This window comes from Acidicapsa borealis (assembly GCF_059115245.1).
On sequence record NZ_JCACNY010000001.1, the window covers coordinates 189,799 to 214,651 of the forward strand.

General features: G+C 56.2%; 21 protein-coding genes and 3 pseudogenes. 10 read left to right on the plus strand and 14 right to left on the minus strand.

Annotated elements, in window-relative coordinates; translation table 11 throughout:
* Positions 1-20: 20 nt before the first annotated feature.
* Positions 21-950 carry a quinone oxidoreductase family protein gene (locus AC5S27_RS00690; protein WP_493932667.1) on the minus strand — a complete coding sequence of 310 codons (930 nt, stop codon included), beginning with the start codon at positions 948-950 and terminating at the stop codon, positions 21-23.
* 133 nt (positions 951-1,083) lie between these two features.
* Here AC5S27_RS00690 and AC5S27_RS00695 point away from each other — a divergent pair, with 133 nt between their 5' ends.
* On the plus strand, positions 1,084-1,713 hold the full coding sequence (locus AC5S27_RS00695) for a TetR/AcrR family transcriptional regulator C-terminal domain-containing protein (protein ID WP_493932668.1): 630 nt from the start codon (positions 1,084-1,086) through the stop codon (positions 1,711-1,713).
* Positions 1,714-1,748: 35 nt separating this feature from the next.
* Here the strand turns inward: AC5S27_RS00695 and AC5S27_RS00700 are convergent, their stop codons facing one another.
* A complete protein-coding gene (locus tag AC5S27_RS00700) occupies positions 1,749-1,940 on the minus strand; it encodes a DUF4260 family protein (protein ID WP_089408895.1) in 192 nt (63 codons plus the stop codon).
* A pseudogene (locus AC5S27_RS00705) lies at positions 1,900-2,118 on the minus strand (DUF4260 family protein); the annotation flags it as partial. The pseudogene AC5S27_RS00705 and the gene AC5S27_RS00700, both read right to left, overlap by 41 nt.
* Between AC5S27_RS00705 and AC5S27_RS00710 the strand changes: the two are divergent.
* Positions 2,117-3,298 (plus strand): MFS transporter, encoded by a 1,182-nt coding sequence (locus tag AC5S27_RS00710; protein ID WP_089408896.1) that lies wholly within the window; start codon positions 2,117-2,119, stop codon positions 3,296-3,298. The pseudogene AC5S27_RS00705 and the gene AC5S27_RS00710 sit on opposite strands and share 2 nt — an antisense overlap.
* Before the next feature lie 215 nt (positions 3,299-3,513).
* On the opposite strand, the gene AC5S27_RS00715 is transcribed toward AC5S27_RS00710, so the two are convergent.
* Complete coding sequence (locus AC5S27_RS00715; protein ID WP_493932669.1) at positions 3,514-4,107, minus strand: hypothetical protein; 594 nt, start codon at positions 4,105-4,107, stop codon at positions 3,514-3,516.
* A pseudogene (locus AC5S27_RS00720) lies at positions 4,082-4,807 on the minus strand (zincin-like metallopeptidase domain-containing protein); the annotation flags it as partial. The pseudogene AC5S27_RS00720 and the gene AC5S27_RS00715, both read right to left, overlap by 26 nt.
* Before the next feature lie 279 nt (positions 4,808-5,086).
* On the opposite strand from AC5S27_RS00720, the gene AC5S27_RS00725 reads away from it, so the two are divergent.
* Both AC5S27_RS00725 and AC5S27_RS00730 read left to right on the plus strand, forming a co-directional pair.
* Positions 5,087-5,311 (plus strand): hypothetical protein, encoded by a 225-nt coding sequence (locus AC5S27_RS00725; protein WP_493932670.1) that lies wholly within the window; start codon positions 5,087-5,089, stop codon positions 5,309-5,311.
* Positions 5,280-7,388: a recombinase family protein gene (locus AC5S27_RS00730; protein WP_493932671.1), complete on the plus strand. Its 2,109-nt coding sequence runs from the start codon at positions 5,280-5,282 to the stop codon at positions 7,386-7,388. The genes AC5S27_RS00725 and AC5S27_RS00730 overlap by 32 nt, the downstream gene beginning before the upstream one ends.
* Positions 7,389-7,402: 14 nt before the next feature.
* Here the strand turns inward: AC5S27_RS00730 and AC5S27_RS00735 are convergent.
* A pseudogene (locus tag AC5S27_RS00735) lies at positions 7,403-7,597 on the minus strand (DUF1738 domain-containing protein); the annotation flags it as partial.
* Positions 7,598-7,920: 323 nt separating this feature from the next.
* Here AC5S27_RS00735 and AC5S27_RS00740 point away from each other — a divergent pair.
* Positions 7,921-9,081 carry an IS481 family transposase gene (locus AC5S27_RS00740; RefSeq protein WP_493932672.1) on the plus strand — a complete coding sequence of 387 codons (1,161 nt, stop codon included), beginning with the start codon at positions 7,921-7,923 and terminating at the stop codon, positions 9,079-9,081.
* An 813-nt stretch (positions 9,082-9,894) separates the two neighbouring features.
* Positions 9,895-10,974, plus strand: coding sequence for a hypothetical protein (locus tag AC5S27_RS00745; protein WP_493932673.1), 1,080 nt, complete (start codon positions 9,895-9,897; stop codon positions 10,972-10,974).
* A gap of 467 nt (positions 10,975-11,441) precedes the next feature.
* Here the strand turns inward: AC5S27_RS00745 and AC5S27_RS00750 are convergent, their stop codons facing one another.
* Entirely contained in the window at positions 11,442-12,242 is an 801-nt protein-coding gene (locus tag AC5S27_RS00750) for an HNH endonuclease (protein WP_493932674.1), read from the minus strand.
* Positions 12,239-13,804 carry an AAA family ATPase gene (locus tag AC5S27_RS00755; protein ID WP_493932675.1) on the minus strand — a complete coding sequence of 522 codons (1,566 nt, stop codon included), beginning with the start codon at positions 13,802-13,804 and terminating at the stop codon, positions 12,239-12,241. The genes AC5S27_RS00750 and AC5S27_RS00755 overlap by 4 nt, the downstream gene beginning before the upstream one ends.
* Positions 13,805-14,106: 302 nt before the next feature.
* Here AC5S27_RS00755 and mauJ point away from each other — a divergent pair, with 302 nt between their 5' ends.
* The 3 genes from mauJ to AC5S27_RS00770 all read left to right on the plus strand — a co-directional run bounded on the left by mauJ (position 14,107) and on the right by AC5S27_RS00770 (position 17,874).
* A complete protein-coding gene (mauJ, locus tag AC5S27_RS00760) occupies positions 14,107-15,183 on the plus strand; it encodes a methylamine utilization protein MauJ (protein ID WP_493932676.1) in 1,077 nt (358 codons plus the stop codon).
* A 121-nt stretch (positions 15,184-15,304) separates the two neighbouring features.
* Positions 15,305-16,498 carry a hypothetical protein gene (locus AC5S27_RS00765; RefSeq protein WP_493932677.1) on the plus strand — a complete coding sequence of 398 codons (1,194 nt, stop codon included), beginning with the start codon at positions 15,305-15,307 and terminating at the stop codon, positions 16,496-16,498.
* Between the two features lie 203 nt (positions 16,499-16,701).
* Positions 16,702-17,874: a DUF6602 domain-containing protein gene (locus AC5S27_RS00770; RefSeq protein ID WP_493932678.1), complete on the plus strand. Its 1,173-nt coding sequence runs from the start codon at positions 16,702-16,704 to the stop codon at positions 17,872-17,874.
* A gap of 227 nt (positions 17,875-18,101) precedes the next feature.
* On the opposite strand, the gene AC5S27_RS00775 is transcribed toward AC5S27_RS00770, so the two are convergent.
* From AC5S27_RS00775 to AC5S27_RS00800, 6 genes are all read right to left on the minus strand, one after another.
* On the minus strand, positions 18,102-19,181 hold the full coding sequence (locus AC5S27_RS00775; RefSeq protein ID WP_493932679.1) for a DUF3800 domain-containing protein: 1,080 nt from the start codon (positions 19,179-19,181) through the stop codon (positions 18,102-18,104).
* Positions 19,182-19,204: 23 nt separating this feature from the next.
* Positions 19,205-19,951 carry a hypothetical protein gene (locus tag AC5S27_RS00780; RefSeq protein WP_493932680.1) on the minus strand — a complete coding sequence of 249 codons (747 nt, stop codon included), beginning with the start codon at positions 19,949-19,951 and terminating at the stop codon, positions 19,205-19,207.
* 78 nt (positions 19,952-20,029) lie between these two features.
* A protein-coding gene (locus AC5S27_RS00785; protein ID WP_493932681.1) for an IS3 family transposase occupies positions 20,030-21,183 on the minus strand; the annotation gives its coding sequence in 2 pieces (ribosomal slippage) (positions 20,030-20,931 and positions 20,931-21,183; 1,155 coding nt in all).
* A gap of 22 nt (positions 21,184-21,205) precedes the next feature.
* Positions 21,206-21,517, minus strand: a complete 312-nt coding sequence (locus AC5S27_RS00790) for a hypothetical protein (protein ID WP_493932682.1) — start codon at positions 21,515-21,517, stop codon at positions 21,206-21,208.
* 23 nt (positions 21,518-21,540) lie between these two features.
* Positions 21,541-22,464 (minus strand): hypothetical protein, encoded by a 924-nt coding sequence (locus AC5S27_RS00795; protein ID WP_493932683.1) that lies wholly within the window; start codon positions 22,462-22,464, stop codon positions 21,541-21,543.
* A gap of 16 nt (positions 22,465-22,480) precedes the next feature.
* Positions 22,481-23,230 carry a hypothetical protein gene (locus tag AC5S27_RS00800; protein WP_493932684.1) on the minus strand — a complete coding sequence of 250 codons (750 nt, stop codon included), beginning with the start codon at positions 23,228-23,230 and terminating at the stop codon, positions 22,481-22,483.
* 738 nt (positions 23,231-23,968) lie between these two features.
* Between AC5S27_RS00800 and AC5S27_RS00805 the strand changes: the two genes are divergently transcribed.
* On the plus strand, positions 23,969-24,847 hold the full coding sequence (locus AC5S27_RS00805; protein ID WP_493932685.1) for a hypothetical protein: 879 nt from the start codon (positions 23,969-23,971) through the stop codon (positions 24,845-24,847).
* The last annotated feature ends 6 nt before the right edge of the window (positions 24,848-24,853 follow it).

Consider the following 24,853-nt stretch of genomic DNA (forward strand, 5'->3'; position numbering starts at 1 on the left):
GCAAAGCCCGGACAGCTAGCTCAGAATCTGACTACGAGACGCGGCTTCCCGGGCGCATCCCAGGCCTCTTCCACCGCCGACAAAGGCACGGTGCGGGTGGCGATCTGGAGATTTCCAGACCTGCGGATCGCAAATACGTTCGCGATCGCGGAGAGCAGCTTTTCCAGAGGAACACTCTTCAAGCCGCTTCCCATCAGCTGGATTGAGGAGGAACGTAGTGCCGCGCCGGGAAGATCGATGCTCTCTTCTCCACTGGCGCCTCCCACATGAACGAAACGCACCGGCGTTGCGTCCTCGACGCTGCGGACGATGGCCGCCATAACGGTCCGTGCGCTCTTGCCCCAAAGGTAATCAAGGACGACGTTTACGCCGCCCGCGATAGCGTCCTTGAGGGCGGCTTCGTATTGCTTTTCCCCTGATGGGTGGAGCAGCCCCAGCTTAAATGGAACAAGGACATCGGCGCCGATGACCCGCAGCTCTTCCAGCTCTGCTTCATTGCGCCCCGTCGCAATCACTCTGCCTGCGCCAAGATGCTTGGCAATTTGTACCGCGAGGCGACCTGCGGTGCCTGTCGCACCGTTGATCAAAACAGTTTCGCCAGGCTTCAACGCCGCGCGCTCCACGAGAGCGGCCCAGGCGGACATGCCAGGGTTGGCGATAGCCGCGGCGGACACATCATCGAGGTCGTCGGGGACCGGCACGGTCAGTTTTGGACGTACCAGCGTTCGTTCCGCTAAGGCTCCATGGGGAGCTTGCGGCATCACGAAGTAAACCCGTCTTCCATCGTCCGTCGTCCCGACGCCGTCGGCTCCTGCAACGACGGGAAATTCCGCGTCCGAGCTGTAGTGGGCGCCGGACGACCTCGACCGGCTGAACTGGCTGAGGGCGGAGGCGGCCACAGCAATAACCTCCATCCCGGTTGTGGCGACTGGATCCGGAAACTCTCCCAAGGCCGGTTTGCTCCTGCTGTGCGAATGATGGCTGCTTTCATGACTTCCTCCTGACGTGTCACATATATCTAACGCCGTTAGGGAAAATCTAACGGTGTTTGACATTCAGGTCAAGCGTCGTTAGCGTATCAGCATGAAAGTGAATCGCGACCGGGTTCTCCGGGAGGCCTTGAGGCTCTTGGACGAAGTGGGACTAGAAGAACTTACACTGCGAACTCTCGCCAAGAAGCTGGACATCCAAGCTGCTACCCTTTACTGGCATTTCAAGAGCAAACAGGACCTCATTGACGAGATGGCAACCCTAATCCTCGTGGAAGGAAGTCCGGAGCTGTTGCCGAGAAAAGCAGATGCGGACTGGAGCGTCTTCGCCGCGGCGTTTGGGACAGGGCTGCGAAAGGTTCTTCTTCGTTATAGGGACGGCGCTCGTTTAGTCACTGGGAGCCGGCTCACAGATACGCGCTACATGACGGTTGCCGAAAGTATCGCGAAGCGCATTGTAGACGGCGGTTTCACCATTCGTCAGACGGTAGTCCTCATGAGCACCATCAACGCCTACACCCAAAGCTTCGTCATGGAAGAGCAGGCCGTATTTACGCGACCAGGAGAGCGATCAGCGCAGTACGACCTCGCTGCCAGAAAGGCGGCGCTAGAAGGAAAGGGACTACCTATCTTGATCCAGAGCGGTCCGATCTTGTTTGACCGGTTCGACCGTCGCTATCGGGAAGGTATCGAGCTCATCATTGGAGGTGCGCGGCGCGGCTGAAGATTCGCGATCGGCCCATTTTCGGACCCGTTCCCTCATACCGCGAGTTTGGTAATCGGGGTCGCGCTGCTTTGGATGTGCATGAACTTGAAAGGCTCCGGATACTTCCGGCCATAACCAAGCAGCCGATCCATGCTGACGTGGGTGACCCAAACAAGGCTTAGTTGGCCGCACAGCGGGCGACGGGAAAGCATAGGGCACGATGCCCAGTACGCATGGAAGTGCATAGGTATGGATTAGGTTGTAAATGACGCTCCCGGTGAAGGCTGGTCCACCAAAGTACGTAAGCAAGCTCCGATCGGGAACCAGAAACAGAGAGGAGAATAATGCCCAGCGATGGGGAAACGTTCTAGATCGCCTAATCAGACTCCTCTGACAATCGTTTATAGAAGCGAGGACAAGCATGGCTGATGGAAGGTCTGGGATTGTGGACGCTAGGCATACTCTGGCGCTGGCATGTGTTGCGCATGCACTTCATGACGGCTACGTGGACACGATCTACGTGCTGCTCCCGATATGGCAGACGGAGTTCTCACTTGATTACGCGGCTCTCGCCGTTGTTCGCGCTGTCTACGTCGGGACATTGGCAGCGTTCCAGGTTCCGTCAACGCAGCTTGCGAAGCACTTGAACCCGCGAACGGTTCTCGCGCTCGGGACATTGTTCAGCGCAACTGGCTACGCAGTGGCTGGCCTCTCAGGCGGTCTCATAGGCTTGGTCGGCGCGCTGGCGTTGGCAGGCTTCGGCGGCAGCACCCAACATCCACTTGCCTCTGGCGCCGTGTCGCGGGCTTATGGCGAGAAGTCTCGCGGCCCCCTAGGCACATATAACTTTGCTGGTGACCTCGGCAAGGCGTCACTTCCACCAGTCGTCTCTTTCTTGCTGACGCTGATGCATTGGCGCTCAACGCTCTGGTTCGCTGCCGGGCTAGGTTTGCTCGTTGCAGTCTCCATACGGCTATTCATGCCGCCCGTTCCAACTCCTGCCAGCGACATGGAAGTGGTCGTTGTGCCGATCGGCCAGACTAAGGGCAAGGTGGGCTTCGCACTACTCTTTGTAATCGGAATCCTTGATACAGCCACACGCATGGGCTTTTTGTTGTTCCTGCCTTTTCTCATGAAGACGAAAAGTGCATCGCAAACGAGTGTGGGTATTGCTTTATCGTTAGTATTCATTGGCGGAGCTTTTGGGAAAGCAGCCTGCGGCTGGCTTGGAGCACGTCTTGGTTTGCTGGCGACTGTGCTCACGACTGAAATCGGTACCGCTGTTGCCATCCTCTCGTTCTTGGTTCTTCCTCTCATCCCAGGGATCATCATCTTGCCGTTCCTCGGCGTGATGCTCAATGGCACGTCGTCCGTTCTTTACGGCACGGTTCCGGAACTTGTGGCTCCGCATCGCATCGAGCGGGCTTTTGGAATCTTCTACACAGGTATTCTCGGCGCAAGCGCACTGGCCCCTGTGATCTACGGGCGCCTAGGTGATAAGACCGGTATCGTTTGGGCCGTGGTCGCTACTGCCATCACGGCACTTGCTGTTGTGCCGCTCATGTTGAGTCTTTCACCCCGGCTTCACGCAGAAGAAAGGTAACGGGAGACGCGCTTCACGGCAGTTGAGCGCCGCAGGCAATAAAGGGGAAGAATGCAAAGAGGAGGAACTTGACTCTTTGCCGCGCAGCCGGCGAGCGAGGGCCGGTGCCAGGCGGGATGAGGGCCGGGAGAAACCGAAGGGGGTTCTCCCGCGGTTTTTTGAGCAATCCAGAGACAAATCGGCCCCGGACGAATCCGGGGCCACGATATCTATGCTTAGGCCGCTTTCTGCTTCTTCGCCGTTGTCTTCTTCTCGGCTGGTTTGACAAGGCTAGGGGCTGCTTTGGCCTTCGTCGCTTTCTTGGGTTTTGCCTGAGGCGGGACGAACACGGCCTCGGCTTCCGTCAGCAAGTCGGGGTCGGTGTCGCGCGGGATGCCGAGATGATCGGTCAAGGCGAGACGCAGGGCGAAGCTGGTTAGCTTTTCGTCGGTGGTGTTTGCGAGCGCGGCGAGTACGATTTCCTGCTCGGTCTGTTCGTGATTTTCGTCATTCCCTGCGAAGTGGCTGGCCACTCCCTCAAGGAAGCTGTACGGGTCGATGTAGATGACCAAACGCAGAAACAAGCGAAGCTGCGCGGCGGTGAACATTGCGGGAGCCTGATCGAGGATGCGGTCGAAGGTGGCAAGACGCGCCTTGCGCTGTTTCTCGCGGCGGGCTTGCTCGGCTTCGTACTCCTTCTGCTGACGCTCGAATTCGGCTTTGCGCTCCTCCTCTTCTCGATGCGAAGGTGGAGACCATGATGCCAGCCTCCTGCGGCTCGGAGGATTCTGAGAACGGTGTCCATTAGGCCGCCTCCGCAAGTTCTGCATCGGCCTCGGTGGTCTGCGGCTCTGCTGCGCTGTCTTCGACGGGCGGCTCCAAGGCTGCGAGGATGACGTTGGCGGTCTGCTGCACCACTTCCAAGCTCTCGGCCAAGAGAGACGCGTTGCCGTGGTAGAGGTTGATGTAGTCCGCTGACGCGCTGCCAGTGACAAGACCAATCGCCTTGCCGACAACAAAGGCCACAGCTTCCGCCTCTGTCTCGCGTACCGTCTTCGTTGTGGCAGTGCGCCGCTCGGCCTTGTGCATCATCTCGTGCGCGGCTTCATGAACCAGCGTGGAGAACTCCTCGGCCTTTGACTGACCCGGCAGGATGGCAATGCGTCCGCCGTAGCTCATACCCATTGCTGGCGCAATCTTAGGGTTGTAGACAATCTGGATGCCCTGCGCTCTGAGGAAGGCCGCGAGACGGTCGATGCTCTCGCCGGGGTCGCCGGAAACTTCGCGCAACTCAGGCAGGTCTACGCCGTTGGTCTGCGAGATATCAAAGACGTAGGTGTTGCGGAAACCAAGTAGCGTGCGGGTGTTTTGCTTGGTGATGTCCTTCTCGGCTTCTTCGACCTTCTTGCGGCGAACGCCAACGATGGGAGCAAGAATGCGAATGCCCTTGGCTCCTGCATTGACGGAACGGCCAAGGTTCTTCCACGTCCAAAACCCGGCCACGCGAGTCGCGGTAGGCATCTGCGAAGCACTCACACACTGCCCATGTTTCTCTGACGATTCACTATGCGCATCATCCTCAGTTTGGGCGGACGGTAACGCTAGTTCGGCGCGTTTCGTTTTCCGGGCAGCCTCGGAACCAGCTTCAGTTGCTTCTTCCCAGCGGCGATCAGCTTGTCGTTCCCGCATGGATGCTCGATGAAGAGCATTGCCGCGGCATGGCGGTGGTCGAACGACCAGTGATAGCGCTCTCCGCGCTTCTTGCCCTGCGCTCTCTGATCGACACCCAGCCAGAAGACGGCTGCCCCGATGACTCGCTACCTTCAGAAGCATCTTCGCCAGGAGGTGCATTCGGTGAGCCCACCACGCCAGGGATCTCTTCCCTGGGACAAGACCAAGCCCCAGCAGCTCCCGCAGACAGCGCAGGTGCGCTGTCGCGAGTTGCTCAGCCAGATGCTGCTCCGAACCATGAGCGGCGTAACCCCCGCAGAACAGGAGAGCGATGAGCGAGAAGATTCAAGCCATTCACATTGATCGGGAGGCCTGCGTCTATGTACGGCAGTCCTCCATGCAACAAGTCCGGACACGTCTTGAAGGGCAGCGTCGCCAGTACGACCTTCGCGAACGTGCGCAGACACTGGGCTTTCAGCGTGTCGTCGTGATCGACGAAGACCAGGGCCGCACTGGAACGGGTTCGGTCGAACGTCCCGGCTTCGGCAGATTGCTTGAGTCCGTTTGCTCCGGCAGGGTCGGCGCCGTCTTCGCTTTGGAGGCCTCGCGTCTGGCAAGGAACAACCGCGACTGGCATCACCTGATCGATCTCTGCGCGATGGCCGGGACACTCGTCATCGACCACGACGGCGTCTACGATCCCAGTCTGCTCAACGACCGGCTTCTGCTCGGTCTCAAGGGCACCATGAGCGAGTTCGAGATCAGTCTGCTGCGCCAGAGGGCGATGGAGGCGCATCGTCAGAAGGTGCGGCGCGGCATGGTGATGACGCAAGTGCCTTTGGGCTACGTCCGCACCGAAGAGGAAGGGATAGAGAAGACGCCCGACCGCCAGGTGCAGGAGGCCATCGCCGGTATCTTTCGCAAGTTCCATGAGCTGGGCAGCGTGCGTCAGGTGCTGCTCTGGTACCGCGATGAAAAGCTTCCCCTTCCCGTTCTCTCGCGTGAGTCCGGCAACCGCAAGACGGTCTGGATCGAACCCATCTACTCCAGCCTCTGCGGCATCCTCAAGAACCCGGCCTATGCAGGCGTCTTCGTCTGGGGCAGGAAGCATACGCGCACCTCCATCGTCGAGGGCCGCGCCCGCAAGACACGCGGTCACGCTCGACCGCAGGACCAGTGGGAGGTCGTCATCCCGGACCACCATGAAGGGTATATAACGTGGGAAGAGTTTATGCGCAACCAGCAACAGATTCGCTCCAACGCAGGATGGAACGCCCGCATGGGAGGACTGAGCGGCGCGGCGCGCAACGGGCCCGCACTGCTGGCGGGACTGCTGCGATGCGCACGCTGTGGCCGCGCGCTTCAGGTCTTCTATACCTCCAGCAAGCGGGACGGGCCGCTGCCGCGCTACGAGTGCAGCGGAGACCGCGCCCATAAGTTGAAGCGCAGTTGCATCACCTTCGCTGGTTGGCGAGTCGACCGGGAGATCGCAGCCGAGGTGCTCGAAGCCCTGCGCCCTCTCGGCGTGCAGGCCGCGCTCGATGCGCTCGAACAGACCCAGAACCGAACCGATGAGAAGCGGCGCTCGCTCGAACTCGCACTCCAGAAGGCACGCTATGAAGCTAGCCGTATCGAACGGCAGTACCAGGCAACAGAGCCGGAGAACCGTCTCGTCGCAGCAGAGTTGGAGAAGCGATGGAACAACGCACTGACTCATGCCGACGATCTGGAGCGCCGCCTGGAAGACGCGACCGCATCGGCACTTCAACTCACCCCGGAACAGCGGGAACAGTTGCTCACGCTCGGCGACGATCTCGAACGCTTGTGGGACCATCCCAGCTCGCCGATGGCGTTGAAGAAGCGCGTCCTCAGAACGGTGCTTGAGGAAGTCGTCGCCGATACCACCGATGAGCCTCCCGCCGTCCATCTCAAGCTGCACTGGGCTGGCGGTACCCACACGCAACTGACGGTGCGCAAGAACAGGACTGGCGACCATAACAACGTCAACTCGGAAGAAGTAACGGAGTTGATTCGTGAACTCGCTCTTGTCTGCGACGACCGCGCCATCGTGTCTATCCTGAATCGGTTGGGTTATCGAACGGGTCACGCTAACACTTGGACGGAGAAGCGTGTGCAGCACGTTCGACATACCAAGGGATTTCCGGCATGTCCGCCGCCGGAACAGCGCCTCTGGATCACGATGCAGCAAGCCGCCGTCGCACTGGGTATCAGTCAGGCGTCGGTTCGCCAATTGATCGAACGAAAGATCTTACCGGCAAAACAAATCGTCAAGTTCGCCCCGTGGACGATCGAACGCGCTCACCTCACGCTGCCAGCCGTCCATAGAGCCGTCCGTCTCATCCACACGGGCCGCCGATCTCCATCGCGCGTAACCAGCAACGCCCAAACCCCTATGTTTATTGACTCCAGCGAGGTGTAGCACTATGTCACTGCTTTCTGCCGCGCGATCTCCAGCACATTGCCGAAGCTGTAGTTATGAAAGCGGCTCATGGCCGTGAGGTAGTTGGTGAGGGCGTCGGAGTGTCCGGCCTCTAGCTGTTCAATCAGCAGCTTGATATTGGCGGTGATGAGTTCCTGTTTGGTGGTGGGCTTCTTGCTGTCGATGGTGGTGGTGGCTACGCTGCTCATGGTGTGTCTCTCCTTTGCGGTTGCTTTTGCTTTTCATGCCATGCGTGGCATGTACCTACATGCCGAACGCCTCCTGGCGAAGGCGGGGCGGCAAAGCGCAAGGGGAGGGGTATCTCCCATCCGGAGCAAAGCGGAGGACGAGCGAAGCGAAGGTCTGCACAAGCGGAGCGCGGAAGACTGTTGGGAAACCCCTTGCGCTGCGCCAGGGCAGAGCCCTCAGTAGGTACCGAGGACATGGTTTACACGAAAGACCGGAGACATCGTTTACAGATACGGAGGTCTGAGGGCTCTTAAGCATTGGTTGAACGCAAGAAGATACGTTCATGCCTTGGAAAGAGAGTCGTATTGTGGATCAGCGCTTGCAGTTCTTATCGAGTTATCAGAAGGAAGAGATGTCTGTTACGGACCTGTGCCACGAGTACGGCATCTCTCGCCCAACCGCATATAAGTGGATCAAGCGATATAACGAAGTCGGGCCGGAAGGCTTGCTGGATATTTCGCGCAAGCCCCATGGCTGTGCTCACGCAACGTCGTTGGAGGTCGAGAACGAGATCCTTGCATTGCGCAAGCGCTTTCCATCCTGGGGAGCGCGGAAGCTGAAGGCTCGTCTGGAGAAGATGAACCCGAACGTCGTGTGGCCGGCGGCAAGCACCGTCGGTCAGATTCTGCGCCGGGCGGGACTCACCAACCCTGTTCGCAAGAGACGTAGAACGACCCCGTACTCAGAGCCCTTCGCCCAGGTCACCGCTCCGAACCAGCTATGGTGCATGGACTTCAAGGGATGGTTCCGCACTGGCGACGGGAACCGATGCGATCCCTTCACGATCACCGATGCATACAGTCGATATCTGATCCGTTGTCAGGCAGTGGCTCGCATGGATACTGCGCACGTCCTTGCGATCTGCGAGGCCGCCATGCGCGAGTACGGTGTTCCCGAACGGATTCGCACGGACAACGGAAATCCGTTCTCTGGACTTGGTGTGATGGGGCTTTCGCGGTTGTCGCTGAGCTGGGTACGACTTGGGATCGTGCATGAGCGCATTCAGCCAGGCAAGCCGCAACAGAACGGCCGCCATGAGCGCATGCACCGCACGCTCAAGCAGGATACGACCAACCCGTCGGCGAAAACACTCCATGCGCAGCAGAAGCGTTTCGATGAGTTCGTTCGCGTCTACAACCATGAGCGTCCTCATGAAGCTTTGGGGAACGAGACTCCAGGCAGCATTTACGTCCCGAGCTCGCGGCTCCTGCCACGGTACACGAAGGCTCATCAGTACCCAGCTCACTTCCAGACACGGCGCGTGAACGACGCGGGAGACATCAGTTGGCATAAGAGCAGGGTCTTTATCAGCGAGGTCTTCCGTGGTGAAGATATTGCGCTTGAAAAAGTAGAGGAGAACTTCTACCGAGTGTATTTCTGCTCTTTAGAAGTCGGCGAGTTCAATGTCGACGACATGCGATTTCGGCCCGGGCTTCGCCCATGAAAGCAAGCGTTGGAAATGCCGAGGAGAGGAAAGCATGGAAAACCATACAGCCGGTTTTCCACCCTTCCCACTCCTCTTGGAAATCCCTGCGGGATTCCCACATTCCCAACGCTTCGACGGCGACGAGATATCTTATTAAGACCGGGCCTAGCCAGCCATAACCCTGAACCAGAGCCACTTCCTCCGCAAGGGGCTTGTAAACCATCTCCCCGGTATAAAACGTAAACACTGTCCCGCTTCGCTCACCTCAGCGAGGTTTGGTTTCCCTATCCATGCGCGTCAGCGCACATGATTTTCAGGGTCGCGTTGCGGCAGGAACAGCCCGCTGTGGTGGGAAGCGGAGAATGCGCAGCAGTCGCAGCGCGGGAGGAAACCCCTCCCGTGGATGGCGAATTGCCATAGGCATTGGGTATGACCGATGATGGAGGTGGGACGGGTACGCACCGTCCGGGGGTGTCGAAACCCCGATAGACAAAGAGCGCCGACGGGCGCTCTGAGCAACTCCCTAGACCTTTTGGCGTCGGGGAGCCTGTGGCGTATGTCCAGGCCCCTAAAGCTAAAGGCCACAGGAGCCTGTCTATCGGCTTTCGAACTCCCCGACCTCGGGTTATAGGGCTGTTTGCGGGGGCGCACCGCAGACGTTTTCGCCTCCCCATCCGATTGAGGAGTTATGCTGATCCCGCATAATATTTCCCGGAAATGGTTCTTACCGGTCTTCACGGGACCGGTATTTGTATTGCCCCTGGGTAAGCAATGGAGGCACGGCTTTGTGCGCATGACAATTCCATGTGCGAGAGCGACGGGGTATCCGCGATGAGCGCTATTCGCGAACTGAACTTCGCGCCCAAAGGTGGAGGGCGTCTACCGCTGCCGGAGCGATGCAGCCTTGATCTCTCCTGCTTTGAAGAACCCGAAGTACAAGACGCGCTGGCCGTCGCCATCGAAGAAATACTCTACGTCGTCACGTTTTCCGGGATTGAGTTGCAGGCGTTGGACGGCGTGACGGTCACCTCGGACTGCCGTGCGGCTGCGTGTGCCCTGCAAGACCTTCCCCAAGGCCAGGTTCCGTTAGAGATGAACCCACAGCCGGAGGTCATGGAGATGGCACGGACGGCTGCGGTCCGCCGCGAGGGAGACCTGCGTTTCCATATCGTGTTGCGCCGCGGTCTCGCGTTATCGACACTCTCTCCAGAGCCGGAGATGCAGCGGTTGGCGCTGGGCTGCATCGCACATGAAGCCGCGCATGTGGAACACGAGAGCCATCTGTACCGGATGTTTCCCGACAGCTATGGCAAGCCGCTGGAGTGCGGCAACCGCTCGCGCCAGACCTATTTGAAGGCGATGGATGTCTGGAGCGAATATGCCGCGTGCCGGTCCTCAGCGATGTTTCGGCCGGAAGCGGTGGAAGAGTTTGAAGGGATTCTCTGCCGGGCAATCGAAGACAGCTCTGCAGCGGCATTGGAACAGATCAAGGCACATCGCGAAGGGCGCGGCGCCGGCGATGTGTTTCGCGAACTTCAGCAAATCTTCGGTGATGTTTTTATCTGCGCCGGTTACCTGCTCGGCCACGTCCACGGAGTAGAACGGAATCTGAAGGATCGCACGCCGCACCTCGAGGAGATCTTCCGAAAGAAACCGTCCGTCAAAGACCTACTGACCCGGCTTGAACGTATCCTGCATGAACTCTGGCTACGGGAATTTGCTTGGGACTCCCTCGAAGTGTTTGCGCCTATCTACGATCTGATCTGCGAGATGATGGCCCAGTGCGGACTGGTCTTTGCCAGACATGAAGAGGAATGGCGAATCTTCATGTACGAGGAGCCCGAGGCCGTCGAAGAGGCCAGAAAGGCTTTGGAAGGATGGACCAAGCAGTCCGAGTCAAGTGAACAATAACGATCTATTCCTAGGGTTTGCTTCAAACTGCTCAATGAGCGACTTGGCCTGTTCTCGTCAATCGAAATCGGAGCAGGAAGTGCCTGTCTACGACCTCTGCAGGGGCTCGGCAGAGGTCTAATGCAGCACCATGACGCAAACCTGCAAAGACAAATCAGATAGGCAAGCCGGTTGAAATAGCGCGGGGTGCTGAAGGGTGCGGAATTGCAAATCACTCAACCAAGCGCGTTTCTCAAGATCAATCGAACTGGTTACACAATGCCGTTCGTCGCTAAGATGCGTTCGCAATTTTGGTTCCGATCAATCCACGCTTCTGATTAGCCGTTGCTGATGCCTTGGCGAGAGGCACTCGGCTCGACATAAGTCGAGTTCAGCTCAGCTGACTGGAGAATCCGCTATGCCAATACCTCGAAAGTTGAACGTTTCTAACCAGGCCTCCAAGATCGCTTATGACCCGAATAGAGAGCTCAGCCGCCATTGAAGCCGCCGCTGCAGTAAAACTCAGAAGCCACAAGCGCGGAGAGCATCGCCCTTTCCCAATAGTTGACCCCGTAGAGAGCCGCTTCCAAGAGTCGTCGCCCTAGTTCTAAACGCACGGCTTCGGCTCCGCCATCGTCATGGACGCTGGGGAGCGAAAGCCGAAAAGCAGAGATTCGTTCTTGCGCTTCTAAGGAATACCGATTCGCGAGATCTAAGGCCTCAAAATGAGTTCGTACCCGAGTGGAAAGTCGGTTCTCAATCTGTTGTAGGTCTAATGAAAAGTTGATGATCACTATACGAGGTTCGAAGTCAATATGGGCGACAAGGAAGGGGGTCGCAGGTAGTGCGTCATAGTAGGAGTGGATGAAGGCACCTTCCGCGCCCCCATTTTTCAAGCGATTGCATTCGGCACAGATCGGCACGAGATTCCAGGAGAAGATCGCCAGACATGGAAAGACGTCCTTCGACAAATAGTGATCGAGATCTGATGCGCTACTGATGTTGCAGTACGGGCATCGCCTGCAATTTCGCTTCAATGTCTGCCGGAGATGTTGAAGATTCCCGTTGTTTGTTCGTTTGAAAATCTGCAGCATTCGCTGCTTTGGAGGCCCTTCCATAGGGACACCTTGGTATTGGGTAAGCTCAGGGGCAGCTAAGGTGTAACGATCGTAAGAATGGATGATCGCTTCGGTGTAAGGGCCAATCAGGTCCGCAGTGTTACTCACAGCGAGCGATTGGTTCAGATTGGCGATGTCGTCAATCTCATTCGGTCGATTCAGTGTTCTCATCGCTTTGAATTTTGTACCGATCGGATAAAGCTGCGTGCTTGGAGCCCGAGTGGCTTCACGAACAGAGTGTCGATAGTGCTCAAGTCTCGGTCGGCCAGATTTTGGAGTATATGCCGGTAGTCACTCTGCGACGCATCAAGATCGAAGACCTCGGTGGTCAATATGCCGATGTTCTCCCCGAAAGTCTCAATCGAGACCCTCTCCGAAGTTGTGTCTCTGCCATTTCTTCGTAGTACGTAGACGTTTCGACTCGGAGTCTCTTGGATCACCACCGGAGAGTGAGTTGCAATGATTGCGAATGACGATGTTTGGCTTAGAAGATGCCTGAGACACTTCATCAATGCGGCAACCAACGAAGGATGCAGATGCGTTTCGGGTTCGTCGAACAAGACTAATGAGCTCTTCTGGAGGTATGCGACCAGTTGCGTGACTACTTTGAGTACAAGCTTGTGTCCAGTACTCAAAGAGTCGTAGAAGGTACCGGACCTCTCTTCTGCCCGTTGCATTAGGGTCGATATCGCGGCGTACTCTTGAAAGGACGGCTCCCCGGCGAGCACTCCCATGCACTGAAGAAATCTGTCTCTTAATCCACGAGACTTACAACGTTCAAGCGCTCGCAAGAACTCCTCTCGGATTTCTGCAGAAGTCTTGAACACCAACGATTCGTTGTTTGGCTTACGAAGACCACAGTAAACGTAGCCCCGCTGACCCTGTGCTTCCTTCTCGCTGCGATTGTCCGCTTCGGACATCTCTTGAGGAATTTCAAAGGTGTCGAATGCTGAATAAGAAACCGCCAGCACACCCGACAACCGTGGCGCCTTGCCCAGGAATTGGCCGAAGTTCTTCCTGATGCGAAGCTCATCGGGATCGCCGGGCTTTCTTGAAGCGATCATCCCGATATTGGCAAGTAACTTCGTTTTACCAACAGCGTTGTATCCAATTACGACCGCGCACCGTTCTGCGAGCTCATTTAGCCCAAGACCGACTGAAAATTCGAATGTATTGCCGCCAACCGTTGTCTCGAGTGCAAAGGCTAGATAGTCCGACTCCTGAGGTTGTGCGTCTGGGCTAGCCGGCTCTTGGGATTGTGTGCCTTGGTGTCCTGGTGAGAATAGGTTCGGAGCGTCTGCCAAGGCAATTTCCGCTCCGCTGGAGCGCAGAAGTGAGTCTTGAAAGCCTTTATTCGTTTCGAAACTCTGCGCGATGATCGGCGACCTTACAACGTCGCGAAGTGCGAGCAAGTAGGTGTCTGCCCAGGAACCGAGCTTGTGCAGCATCTCGTAATAGGCAATATCTTGGCCGAGGGAACAGTAGTCTTCCGAAAGACGAACAAACTGCTTGCTGAGATGGGTACGGCCCCCTCTCTGTTCGCTATGCAGAATCTTCACGGTGCCGAGATCGAGAGGCTTTCGAGACGGCCAATAGACGCGGGCTTCAAAACTTGTCTCGAACCCATAATCGTTCCAGGAGTTCCATTTCAGTCCGACAATTGCCCGTGATCGCGGCGACGCTATTTCGTCCCACGATTCGACTTGAACGAAGACAGTTCTGTTTGGTGGCATACTGGGATTTTACGTGGCTGAGTCGGTCTCATCCATGAGTTTGCACTCCGGAAGCTTATTGCCAGCGCTCCGATAGCTTCCGTGATCGGCGTTTCTCGATACCGATACCGTCCAAGCCGTTCAGACGAGCGCTCAATGAATGCCTCCGAGTCGGTAGTTGGGACAAAGGGCGAGGAAGTAAACTTGGTCTGCGCATACATGTCTATAGGGCATCGGCCGTTATCTCGGCAAAACGAGGCGTCATGACAGATTCGAGTTCGACAACCAACACGAGCCAGCCACCAATCCAGAGGCGGGCTAGATTGACAGGTTTTTCTGGAGAAATTGAGGGGGTCATTGCTGCTCTCCACTACATCGAAACTGGCACAAAGGCTCATCTAAATGCACATGGCCCTATGGGGCGACCCGGAATGTACACCGTGGAGTTCGTGCTGGCAAAGCCAGACGCGAGGAACGCCCCGGAAAACGAGTTCCGCTTCGCTGACCAGCGTCGAGGCGATTCCCATCTTGCAATCGCAAAGCCGGCGGTGATTATCGACATAGATCCAACCGAAGTGTTACTTCAGTTCCAGAGTCCCTCAAGCCCCGCCCTTGTATTTCACGGATTCCCCAACGATGCCGGTTACCTGGCCAAGGTGAAAAGTGATCCTTTCCACGCATCAAACAGAGGTGAGGCTGAAAAAATCGCGTCGACCGCCATGCGAAGCCTGCTCAGTAATCTGTCAGCTCAGCTCGACATCCCTCTGATAATTGAACTTGTGGAAGTCATAGAACTGACGACTGGCACCAAAGGCATCACTTTCACGGCACCATTTCCGGTTACTGGTTTGGCTGTTAATGCCAGAGAAAATCCGAATGACCGAGAGCTTCGACACACCATGGCGCTTTATCGTGAAGCGTTGAATAGTAACACGCCGATCTATAGGTTCCTTTGCTTCTACAAAATTATTGAGACGAGCATCAATCGATGGAACAGGCTCGATCCCCAACAAAAGATGTTGTTTGGGCCGCAGCGCAAAGGTGAACGAATCCCTGCCGGAGCATCGAGAGTGGAGATGGAACAGTGGCTCGCGGCGCTTTTTCATGTAAACCGCAACTGGGACGAGGGGATTTTAGGGGAGATATTTATCCCTGAAGTTCGTGGGAATAAAATCACCAATATCTTCGAGAACCAGCTACGCGAGATTCGGCACAAAGTAGCGCATGGAAGTCTGGATTCGGGAGACTTCCTGCTACTCGATGAGTCAGAGGATCGAGAGCTGGTCGTGAAGTGGCTGCCTTTCCTGCGATGTGCAGCGCGACGAAGGATGAAGAATGACTTCGATACATTCCTGCGATATTTGGGAGAGGACGGCGTCGTTTCGGATACCGAAGAATAGATCGTAACGGAGGCGACCGCATCACGAGCAAAGACTAAGGAACGGGTTCCGGCGACAGGCTCGTACGCATCTTGCAGCGCTACGGTTGGGCTTTTGGATGGAATGAGAGGATTATCTAATTGTGCCCCGTGATTTCGAAAGCCCGATCTTCAAAGAACTCGAACTTGTCAGCTCTGCTAGTGCAAGGCTCAAATCCGAATACGAGCGCACTTTAGGCATCCCACTGAGTGTCTTCGATGCGTTGAAAAGGCAGGATTCGGTGATGGATCAGATTCGGAACGCGATGGCTTTGCCTTCTTCGCGATACCTTGAGACCATCCAAATGACGACGCTGGCGCACTTCGATAAGGAGATGCAGGCAGTAAGGTTTGCTTCGTCATTCATCGCGTCTTTAGCTGAGACTGCCGCGCGCGAAAGTATACTTCAGGATTCCGTCGGGTTCGCGCTTGCACGCCAAGTGACGATCTCAGGGTCCGTTTACGCTGAGTTGGGCCGCATCAACGGAATCACACACCATCTGCGGGAGATGAGCGGTCTTAGCATGATGTCGCAGATTGGAGCCCAAGGGAGTGCCTTTTCTGCGATCGAGGGGATGAAAGGCTTGGAAGCGGCACTGAAAGGCATCCCCTCATGGATGAAGCCCTTGTCCGCTCTGCAGGCGGTCCAGCCCAGTTGGGAGATTGCATCCAGCCTCGGGGCCGTGGGCCTTGGGCGGCCCGCACTCATCCAAGACGTGATCGCCAGCCTTCATGTCGACCGCCAGGAAACAATCAGCTTCGAAGCCGTTGTCCAAATGATGGAGATTGCTGACGAGGCAGACGACGAAGTTGCAGAACGGGTGCTTCAACTCCTCCGGACCTACGCCGGGCTGTTCATCGAGTTGCTCGCAGAGACCAAAGACTGGGTGAAGCGACAAGGCCTAATGGCCATGCTGATGCTCTTTCTAGGAACCTATACGGCGCTGGAAGGTCGACGGGCAAGGATTGATGCAGACGTTCAAAGGGACCTTGCCGTCAAGCAAGATCGCAACGCACAAAGTGAGATCGCCGAACGCAACGAAGAACTCAAGAAAGCATTAGCCCAATTCAAGCAAGAGCACGAGAAGGACCGAAACCTTCGTGTCTTAATGCGGTCGTCCCCTTTGCGGATGACACCGGAAGCGGACGGAAAAATTATGCGGCAACTATATCCCGACGATCTTGTCCGCGTACTAGACGTCAAGGACGGTTGGGCACACGTCGAGGTCTTCCAATACAACTCCGAACAGCTCATAAATGGATGGACAAATCGCCGTGTGCTCCGTATTCGACAATAGCCAGCGAGCTCTTTTGGAACTTTTGAGAGGCCTGCGTTCAAGGTATAGCTGTCTGGATTGGAGTTCGAGAGGTACCAATGGACGAGCCACAAAATCTAACTGAGCCTTCGTCAGACGATACGCAGCAAGTGCGCGTCATTACGATGTCCCCGGAACAGCAGGAGAGAGTTCGCGCACGTTGGGCAGAGCAGTCCAAACAGCTCTTGCAGCTTCGCAACATAGATCGTGAGTTCCACGGTCTTGAGCGCGAGTTCTTATACGCGCAAGCTGACATGCTCCAGCAGTATGAGAAATCAAAGGACATCAAACATCCTAGGGACGTCGGCAACACGCGAGAGGCAATCCTGAGCGGATTCCTTCAGACAAGCGGATATCTGCCCGCACAATACGACGTATCGAATACAAGCGTCCGCGTTGCGTCCACGCAAGGTTTCCTAAGCCGTGAGATCGACATCTTGCTCTTTGATCGCTCATCGAGCATCGTTTTGATGAAACGCGAAGAGGAGTATCTGGTCTATCCGGCAGAGTCTGCGTATGGCGCCATCCAGGTCAAATCAAGGCTGACCAAGCCAGAGCTTGCCAAGGCATTTGAGAATATCGCCTCGTACAAGAGGCTACGCAAGGTCGGAACGCTACGGCCAAGAAGTGAACGCGGCTTTGGGATCATCTTCGCCTACGATACCGACATGGAGCTGCCCAAGCTGCGCGACGAAATCAAGCGCCTCGCAGCTTTGCAATCAAAGGAGCTCCTCCCAAACCTGATCGTCGTGCTGGGAAAGATGCTCTACTACTTCACGGACGGGAACGTCGGTAAGCTTCAGAATGCTGACATAGAAGCCATTCAAGATCTGGCAGTCGCAGGTAATCCAGACGGACAGCATTCCCTGTACGGCTTCTACTCGACGCTCATGGAGCTCTTAAGAAGCGGAGAGGCCTCACCCGTACCAATTGGACAGTACTACAAGCTTCCCAGCACGGCTGGAACGTACTCCTACGACTTCATGTACGGCATGGTCGCCGAGATGGGGAATTGCCCCACACATGGAAGCTTTCTGCGGAAGCTCAACGAAGAAGGCCTCGAAAAAGTACTGAGATACTGCCGCTTAGCAAAACCGATGATGTATTCAGAAGCCTTGGCGGAGGCATACGGGCCTGCCTGGGCTGGAACCTCTGAAATGTGGACGAGACTGGTATCGGTTTATAACCCCGAGCAGCGCCCCCTATCTGAAATCCTTGCCATCGACATATCCCTGGCTTTTGACGAGATCATTGTCGAAGGAACCTCAATCCTAATCCCGTACTACTACTCGATTAAGGAAGGCATCATCTCTGGATGTGGCTCTTGCCCACCATTCGAAATGCCATTTGTCCCATAAGGAATCGCGTTCCGGTGAATAGCCAATATCACTCCGGTAGAGCGCGAGGATCATAGCCAGGTCTACCCGCCACATCGTGCTAGCAATGGCATCGTGTATCCGATTCGAACGCTCTGCCGACTCGGGGACGTGAACAACTTCTACAAGACATTTGATGCGGGTACAGCGGAAAATACCCGCTGCAGTCCTGGAAAACGTAGCCAAGAACTTTGGATTCGTTGCTTGATCTACTTCTTGATCGAACGATAGATGAGCTCCCAAAGACGTTGCTGATTGGCCTGAACAGCGGGACGTTTCGGGTCAACGTAGCTGAAGTCTGGAAGAATGCATTTCTCATCAATCGCGCCAGCGGCCAGTCCCTTCTGTAACAGGTCTTGATTCGTTAAGAGGTCTTTGTGCTGGAAGGCGTCTGAAATAACAGCCGCAACCACATCGGCGATCTGCAATCCCGGCGTTACCTTCGAAGACGCGAAAGTCGGGGCGGCTGCCAGCGGGAAGTGTACCCGCGACCTCGTCCCTTCGACAGTCACATACTCTTCTGGTCTGCCAAGCCCGCTCGGTCCCGGTCGAATCTCGTACAGGTCCTTTGCTTCGTCCCACCAGTCCATGAGCGGCTTTGAATCATCAAGAACCAGATCCAAAGCGACATCACGGTCCGCCCACAATCCCAACAGCCCTGAAAGGCACGTCGTCGTTAAGTCGAGCCCCCATTTGTCGTGCAATGAAATGCCCGATTTAGCGATTTCTTTCCCGATCACCTTTTGGTTCGCCCGAGTGTATTGGGTGATTGCGTCTGCGAACTGGTGGGCTCCTTCACCGGAGCCTGGAGCGGCCAAGGCCGAAGTCAGCTTCGAAAGGTCATTGGAACGAACCCCCGCTTCAAAGGCAATCAGCAAATCTTCTACTGGAGAGATACTGGCTCGCAGATGGATGTAGAGGAGGTTCGCGACGAACTTGTGAAAGCCCGCCTGATAGAGCGGCTCCGAAAAAGCAGCAATCGTCGGTTCAAAGATATATTCAAAGAGCTTTCCGGCAAGCGCGAACCGCTTATCCACCACGGTTGTGATGGAACGGTCGCACACCGCCTCAAAAACAGCGAGTGCTGCCTCCCGACCGCGCCGCGTCTTGAGCATCTTCGAACCCTTCCACTCAGGCATCTGCAGCGGATGTTTCGCCCGAATGCGATCGACGAGTTCCGAGGCTTCTTGCTCCTCCATGCGAACACTGGCATAGCCAAAATACCTCTGATCGGGATTGAGCAGGTCGGGGCCAGTAAATCCTGTCTCGTCACAAAAGATCTGCTCCATGTTTTCCTTTCCGCTGCAGCCCTTCAGTACCAATCAGGAATTCTTTGAGAAAAAAACGACTGGTGCGCCTCTGCTGCGATATCGATTGGGGGGCCCCATGTCGCTTGACGTTGTTTGGCTCGACGTGCCCAGAACCCTTCAACCTTCGTTTCGGTGGAGAATGTTGAGAGCAGCGTGTCGCTCGCGAGTATGCGCTCATAGATCGAACTTGCAAGAATCTCCGCTTGCAACGCCCGGAATCCGAACACTTCGCTTGCGTGGACGCCCCGGACTTGTCGAATGGCGGGCATGACATCCTTGATGTGCTCGACGCTGCTTCGTATGTCGTAAAGCTGACGTAGAAGATTCTCACTCGACTTTCCGGCACCGATAACTGTTTGGCCACGGTGAATGAAGGTAGGAGTGATATCCCTCCAGGCACGCTTCAGACTTTTCTTGGTCTTCGCATCGCGTTTTCTTGCGATTGTGCATTTGAGTATCGCTTCCGTTGCACGCACGAAAGCATGGAGTCTTTCCGTCCACTCTTCTCCTTCCTGCGCTCCCCGAATCCATACGTTGAAACCTTTACGCAAGCGTCGATAGAGCCTGTCCGGCACATGGGTGTACATCAACTCAAGACTCGTGAGGATCTTCGTAGCCCTTTCGAGATCGACGGACTCTATCTTCCTATATTGGCGGTAGAAGGGTTTGAAACAGGGCGTGAGTCCCGGACGGATCGGTCCAACATGCATTCCACCGCTGTAATACTTTTCTCCTCCAACCATAAGCATGGAATTGTTGTATCCGCAGCCGAGCAAGACCAGCGCGTGATGAAACAGGCGGACACGGTTTGACCTGCCCCCTTTTTCTCATCCATTCATAACTGGAGTCTCTGTTGGGTTGATAGTTAGGGTTTTCGAAGGGAGAGGGGCCATGGCCCCTCTCCCTTCGAGGAGTGTGCGGAACTCGTTGGGTGTGCGGTAGTCCAGCGAGCTGTGGGGGCGCTCGCCGTTGTACTCCTCGCGCCAGGTTGCCAGAGTACACCGGACATCGTTCAGCGTCCGGAACCAGCTTGTGTTCAGGCACTCGTCGCGCAGGCGGCCGTGGAAGCTCTCGACGTGGCCGTTCTGCATCGGTCGGCCCGGCTGGATGTGCACCAGACCGACCTTGAAGTCCTCCGCCCAGCCGATCATGCGTCGCGAGGTGAACTCCGGGCCGTTGTCCGAGCGCACGTTCTCTGGTCGGCCACGCTCGGCTATCAGCCGCTCCAGCACCCGCGTCACGCGGCCGCTGCCCAGGCTGGTGTCGGGCTCCAACGCCAGGCACTCGCGCGTGTAGGCGTCCACTACGCTCAGGATGCGCACCATCCGCCCCGTCGCCAAGCCGTCTACGATGAAGTCCATCGCCCACTCCTGGTTCGGCCCCGTCAGCCGCTGTTCTGCCGCACGGTCCCGCACCAGCCGCTTGCGCCTCTTGCGCCGCACCGTCAGGCCCTCTTCCACGTACAGCCGGTAGACTCGCTTCACGTTCACCTCGTGGCCTCTGCGGCTCAGCAACGCGTGCAACCGCCGATACCCATAGCGTGGCTTCTGCCGTGCCAGCTTCACCAACTCACTTCGTAGCTCCGCGTTGCGGTCCGGCCTCGGCTCATACCGGTAGCTCGACCGCTCCATGTCCAGCAGCTTGCAGGCCGTGCGTTCGCTCAGACCATGTTCCGTCTGGGCGAACGCCACATCGCCTCTTAGACCGGCAAGCTCCAGCCGTTTTTTCGGATCACGCCCTTCAGCGCCTCGCCATGCAGGCTCAGCTCCGCCACCAGAAGCTTCAACCGCCGGTTCTCGTCCTCCAGAGCTTTCAGCCGCTGCGCTTCACTCACGTCCAGACCGCCGAACTTCTGCTTCCAGCCATAGAACGTCGCCGCCGAGATCCCGTGCTCCCGGCACAACTCCGCCGTCTTCACGCCCGCTTCGCTCTGCTTCAGTATCCCGATGATCTGCTCTTCCGTGTACCGGCTCTTCTTCATCGCTTCCGTCCTCTCAAATAATTTACGAGAGAACTCCAGATTCAACTGGTAGAGATTTCTGGGGGCAGGTCAGGTTGTCGAGAGATTGTGGAAGTGGGATCTCGTTCGACGAGCGCGTGCGACTGTCGGTCACGACAGTGATGTAGAGTGAGCTTTCTCGAAAGGAGGTTGCTTGGATTGTGCCAAGCCACTCGACCCAATGCGGTTCCAACTCAAGTGCATCTTGTTTGTTGCTGACGAAGAGCCCAGGGCCAAGCTGGTATTCCTGTTTTGTTTGCAGGCGAGGACCGTTGAGCGCAAGGCAACAGAAATGCGATCCGTTCGGGATGTCCATCGAGGCTCCTCATACCGTTTGATCTAATCTAGTCGCCCGTCTGCCTTCAGGCGTTCGAATTTGCGTAAATACGGCTTCCAACGATCCATTCGAACAAGCACCTGTACCGCTTCCTCGCGAGACGCAAGACCGATCCGATATCTGTCGGTAACAAGGTAATTGAGTATTGACTGGGCGCTGTTGCGGGCTGCAGTTCGAATCGGCTCCTCCGCAAGTAAGGAGTAATATGCGGCCATCGCAATCATTCCGTTTTCACCAAGAAAGCTCATAAGCTGCGTATCCGCGTCAACAGCAATTTTCCGGCAGATTTCGCTTGCTAAGATCGCATGTCGGGGTAGTAGTGGGAGGTCGTCGCCCAGGACCACCGGGGGAAGAGCAGGAATCTTTTTGCCCCGCGGTCCCTTCCAGCCCTCGACACACGCCTGAAGTTTTTCATTGCTGGAATACCGGCTGAGATCCTTGCTGACTCTCCCGGAACGATGAACGACGCAGTTTCGAACCTTAACAAAATAGTCATAGAAAGGTTCAACGGCGTTCAGTGTGTCTTTGCGAAATCGAAGCTGCGAATACAGCGACTTTGGTGACAACCCTTCTGCTTCTTCATCGCCTTCTGTGTTCTCTTGCACTGGCTGCCCGGTAAGTGCCGCGAACCTGTCGTGTTCTGCCTTCACGCCAACGCAGAAGTCTTCCAAAAGAGTGACAATGTGTACGACTCCCATTTGCGCGAGAAGCCGCTTCGCGGGCAAAACGCTCTTTCCGGGTTGGTTCCATAGGTTGTCACCGAACGGCTCACCGTCCGTTGGCAGCTTGACGGGACCAGCAGAAGTCCGCTGTTGCTGGCGGACATAGGCGAGACCGGCGACGGTGATGCGCGTCGTGCGATCGAATTCTTCGCTTCGCCGGTGATACTGATGAAAGGGCTCGGTATTGGCGTTTGCGAGATTCAAGGTTCAAACCTTCGGATCAGCTCTGTTTGGCGACTTCTGCTAGCTCTGGAGGAGTGCGGATAAAGGCCAGGAAGGTATCTGCAAGTGGCGTCGTTCTCTTGCTGACCATCCCTTGTGCTGACATGGAGGTGTGAAGAAAACTGTTCCCGCCGAGTAGCCCCCGTGCATTGAGATCAGTGGCAACCTGATCGTAGAACTCTCGTTTACCGTTGAGTTCGGGATAGTAGTCTTCTAGAACCTGAGATGCGCCGCCGATGTAGTAGTTCGTTTTGATCCCTTTGGCGGCCAACATTTCGCCAGGCGCTTGAAAAAGGGCGAGAAAACGGATGTGCCAGATTGTCAACTCCGCGATGTAGCGGAGGAATATCTGCTGCTGGTCCTCGTCTGTGGAACGCTTCAGCGCGATATTGAGCAATGCATTCCGCAAGACTTCATGCTTTTCCTGCCGGTGAGTCGCGATCGCTGTTTTCGAGGCCTCGATCACTGCAGACACAAAGACTTCGTCTCCACAAAGATCGGCCACGTGAAAGCCTTCGACCTTAGCCTCCAATTGTTCAAGCGCGCCTGCGAGTTCTTTGAACCATTCATCGCGGCGACGAGCTACGGAGGGCGCCAGTACCATCGAAAGCACCTCTGTCGCAGACCCACCAACCAACGGGATCGCTGCCACAGCGGCGCGAGCCGCACCCAGAGCGAGATCGCTTCCCGTTGGCTCAGGATATTGCTCAGCGCGGCTAGAAAAGAGTTTGATCGGAAGTTCGGCCATCGGCAGTTGAACTCTTTCTGACAACAATCTAGGGATCATTCTCTCAACCCCTAGTCGCGGAGTACAGGACGATCTCATTGATTGCGAAGCTTGTCAAGAAAGCGGAGATTGGTAGGACGTGAACTGGCCATCGAAAAGATCGCCGAACGTGGGTTACACCTCGGCCAGCTCATCCTTTGAAGCGTGCTCTTACTGACACAGCAAATTAGCGGCTGGAGCCCTCCGCCGGTCAAGCAATCGCGCAACAAGGACAGTAGCCCGGCGGTGCGTAAGACTGAGCTGGATGTTGCGGCCTCGCTTGCGGCGGTTGTGGAAAGCGGCAAGAAAACTAGAACGATTCCCGGCCTTGTTCCAGCCCTAATGATCGCCAGACGTTCTCCCCCATCCACAAGAACGCTGGCAACGCAGCCGTTCCCAGCCGAGTCAGTCCTGATAAGTCTGCTTATAGGAAGCGATCCCGGGCGACGGACCTCTACTGAGGCTCGGCAGAGGCCTAAGACATTGTGAACAAATAAGTGAAGGAAACTACTGGCTTACGGATATCGATTGAACCGTGAGGGTGCTCTGCGGGGTGCTGAAGTGCAGCTGGTCGAAATAGACCGAGCATTGCTGTCACCAAGGGCAATCTGTCATCTGGCCATCTGTTTGTAGCCGAGAAGGGCTGGACTTTACAGATGACGAAACACACGGGGGGCGTTCTAGAATCGACCCGACACCACACTCTGGCGAGGTTCGGAAATGACGGTTTGTATCGGAGCACTGACGGTAGTGGGCCCGTCTATCGTCCTTGCTGCGGATACCCGTGTGACCCATGGAAACAGCCCGGTCGGACCGCATGACCAGGCTGGGAAGCAATACCCATTGCCGCCCTACAATTGCGCGGCGGCGATAGCAGGCTCCATCTCAGAATGTCACGAGTTCGTCGGTAGGCTGGTACAGCAGATGGAACTGCTGGCTGAAGGAGAGAGAGAACCCTATCGGGAAGAGGTTATGAAGGCGATAAACGATGCTCGCTTTCAGGTGTTCAGGCCAAAAATCGATCAGTCTTTGAGAGCAAATGTAGGCCTGACATTAGAGGAATGGCACGAAAGGTTCGTCCCACCCGCAGAATTCGACATGATGGCTGAGAAGATCGGAATGCAAGCGATTAGGGCCACGCCGTTAAACGTGTCGTGCATTGTGGGAGGGTTCATCGGAGAGAACACGATGTTCTTTCACGCAAAAGGTATGGAGCATATCCGATCCGAGTCTAGTCCTGGCATCCACGCGATTGGATCGGGTGCGGCTCTCGCCATGGATCAGCTAAACAAGCGGGCTCAAAATCTTGGGTTCAGCCTCGCAAGAACCGTATTTCATGTCCATGAGGCGATGCTGGAAGCGCAGAAGGAAAAGACTGTCGGGCCTCCCACGAACTACCTGATCCTCACCAAAGGGCAGCCAATGACGCATATTTCTCCGGATAGCGAACTTTTAAGTCGATGGCGCTCCGCTTACAGTGCGCGCGACACCGACGGACTAGACAACCCGGATGTGAACTTCGCCGTTCAACGCGAGATGAAACGTGTGCAAATGCCTCCATACGATATTGAGCTTCCTGTGGTTGGTGACAGCTTGTAAACTCGC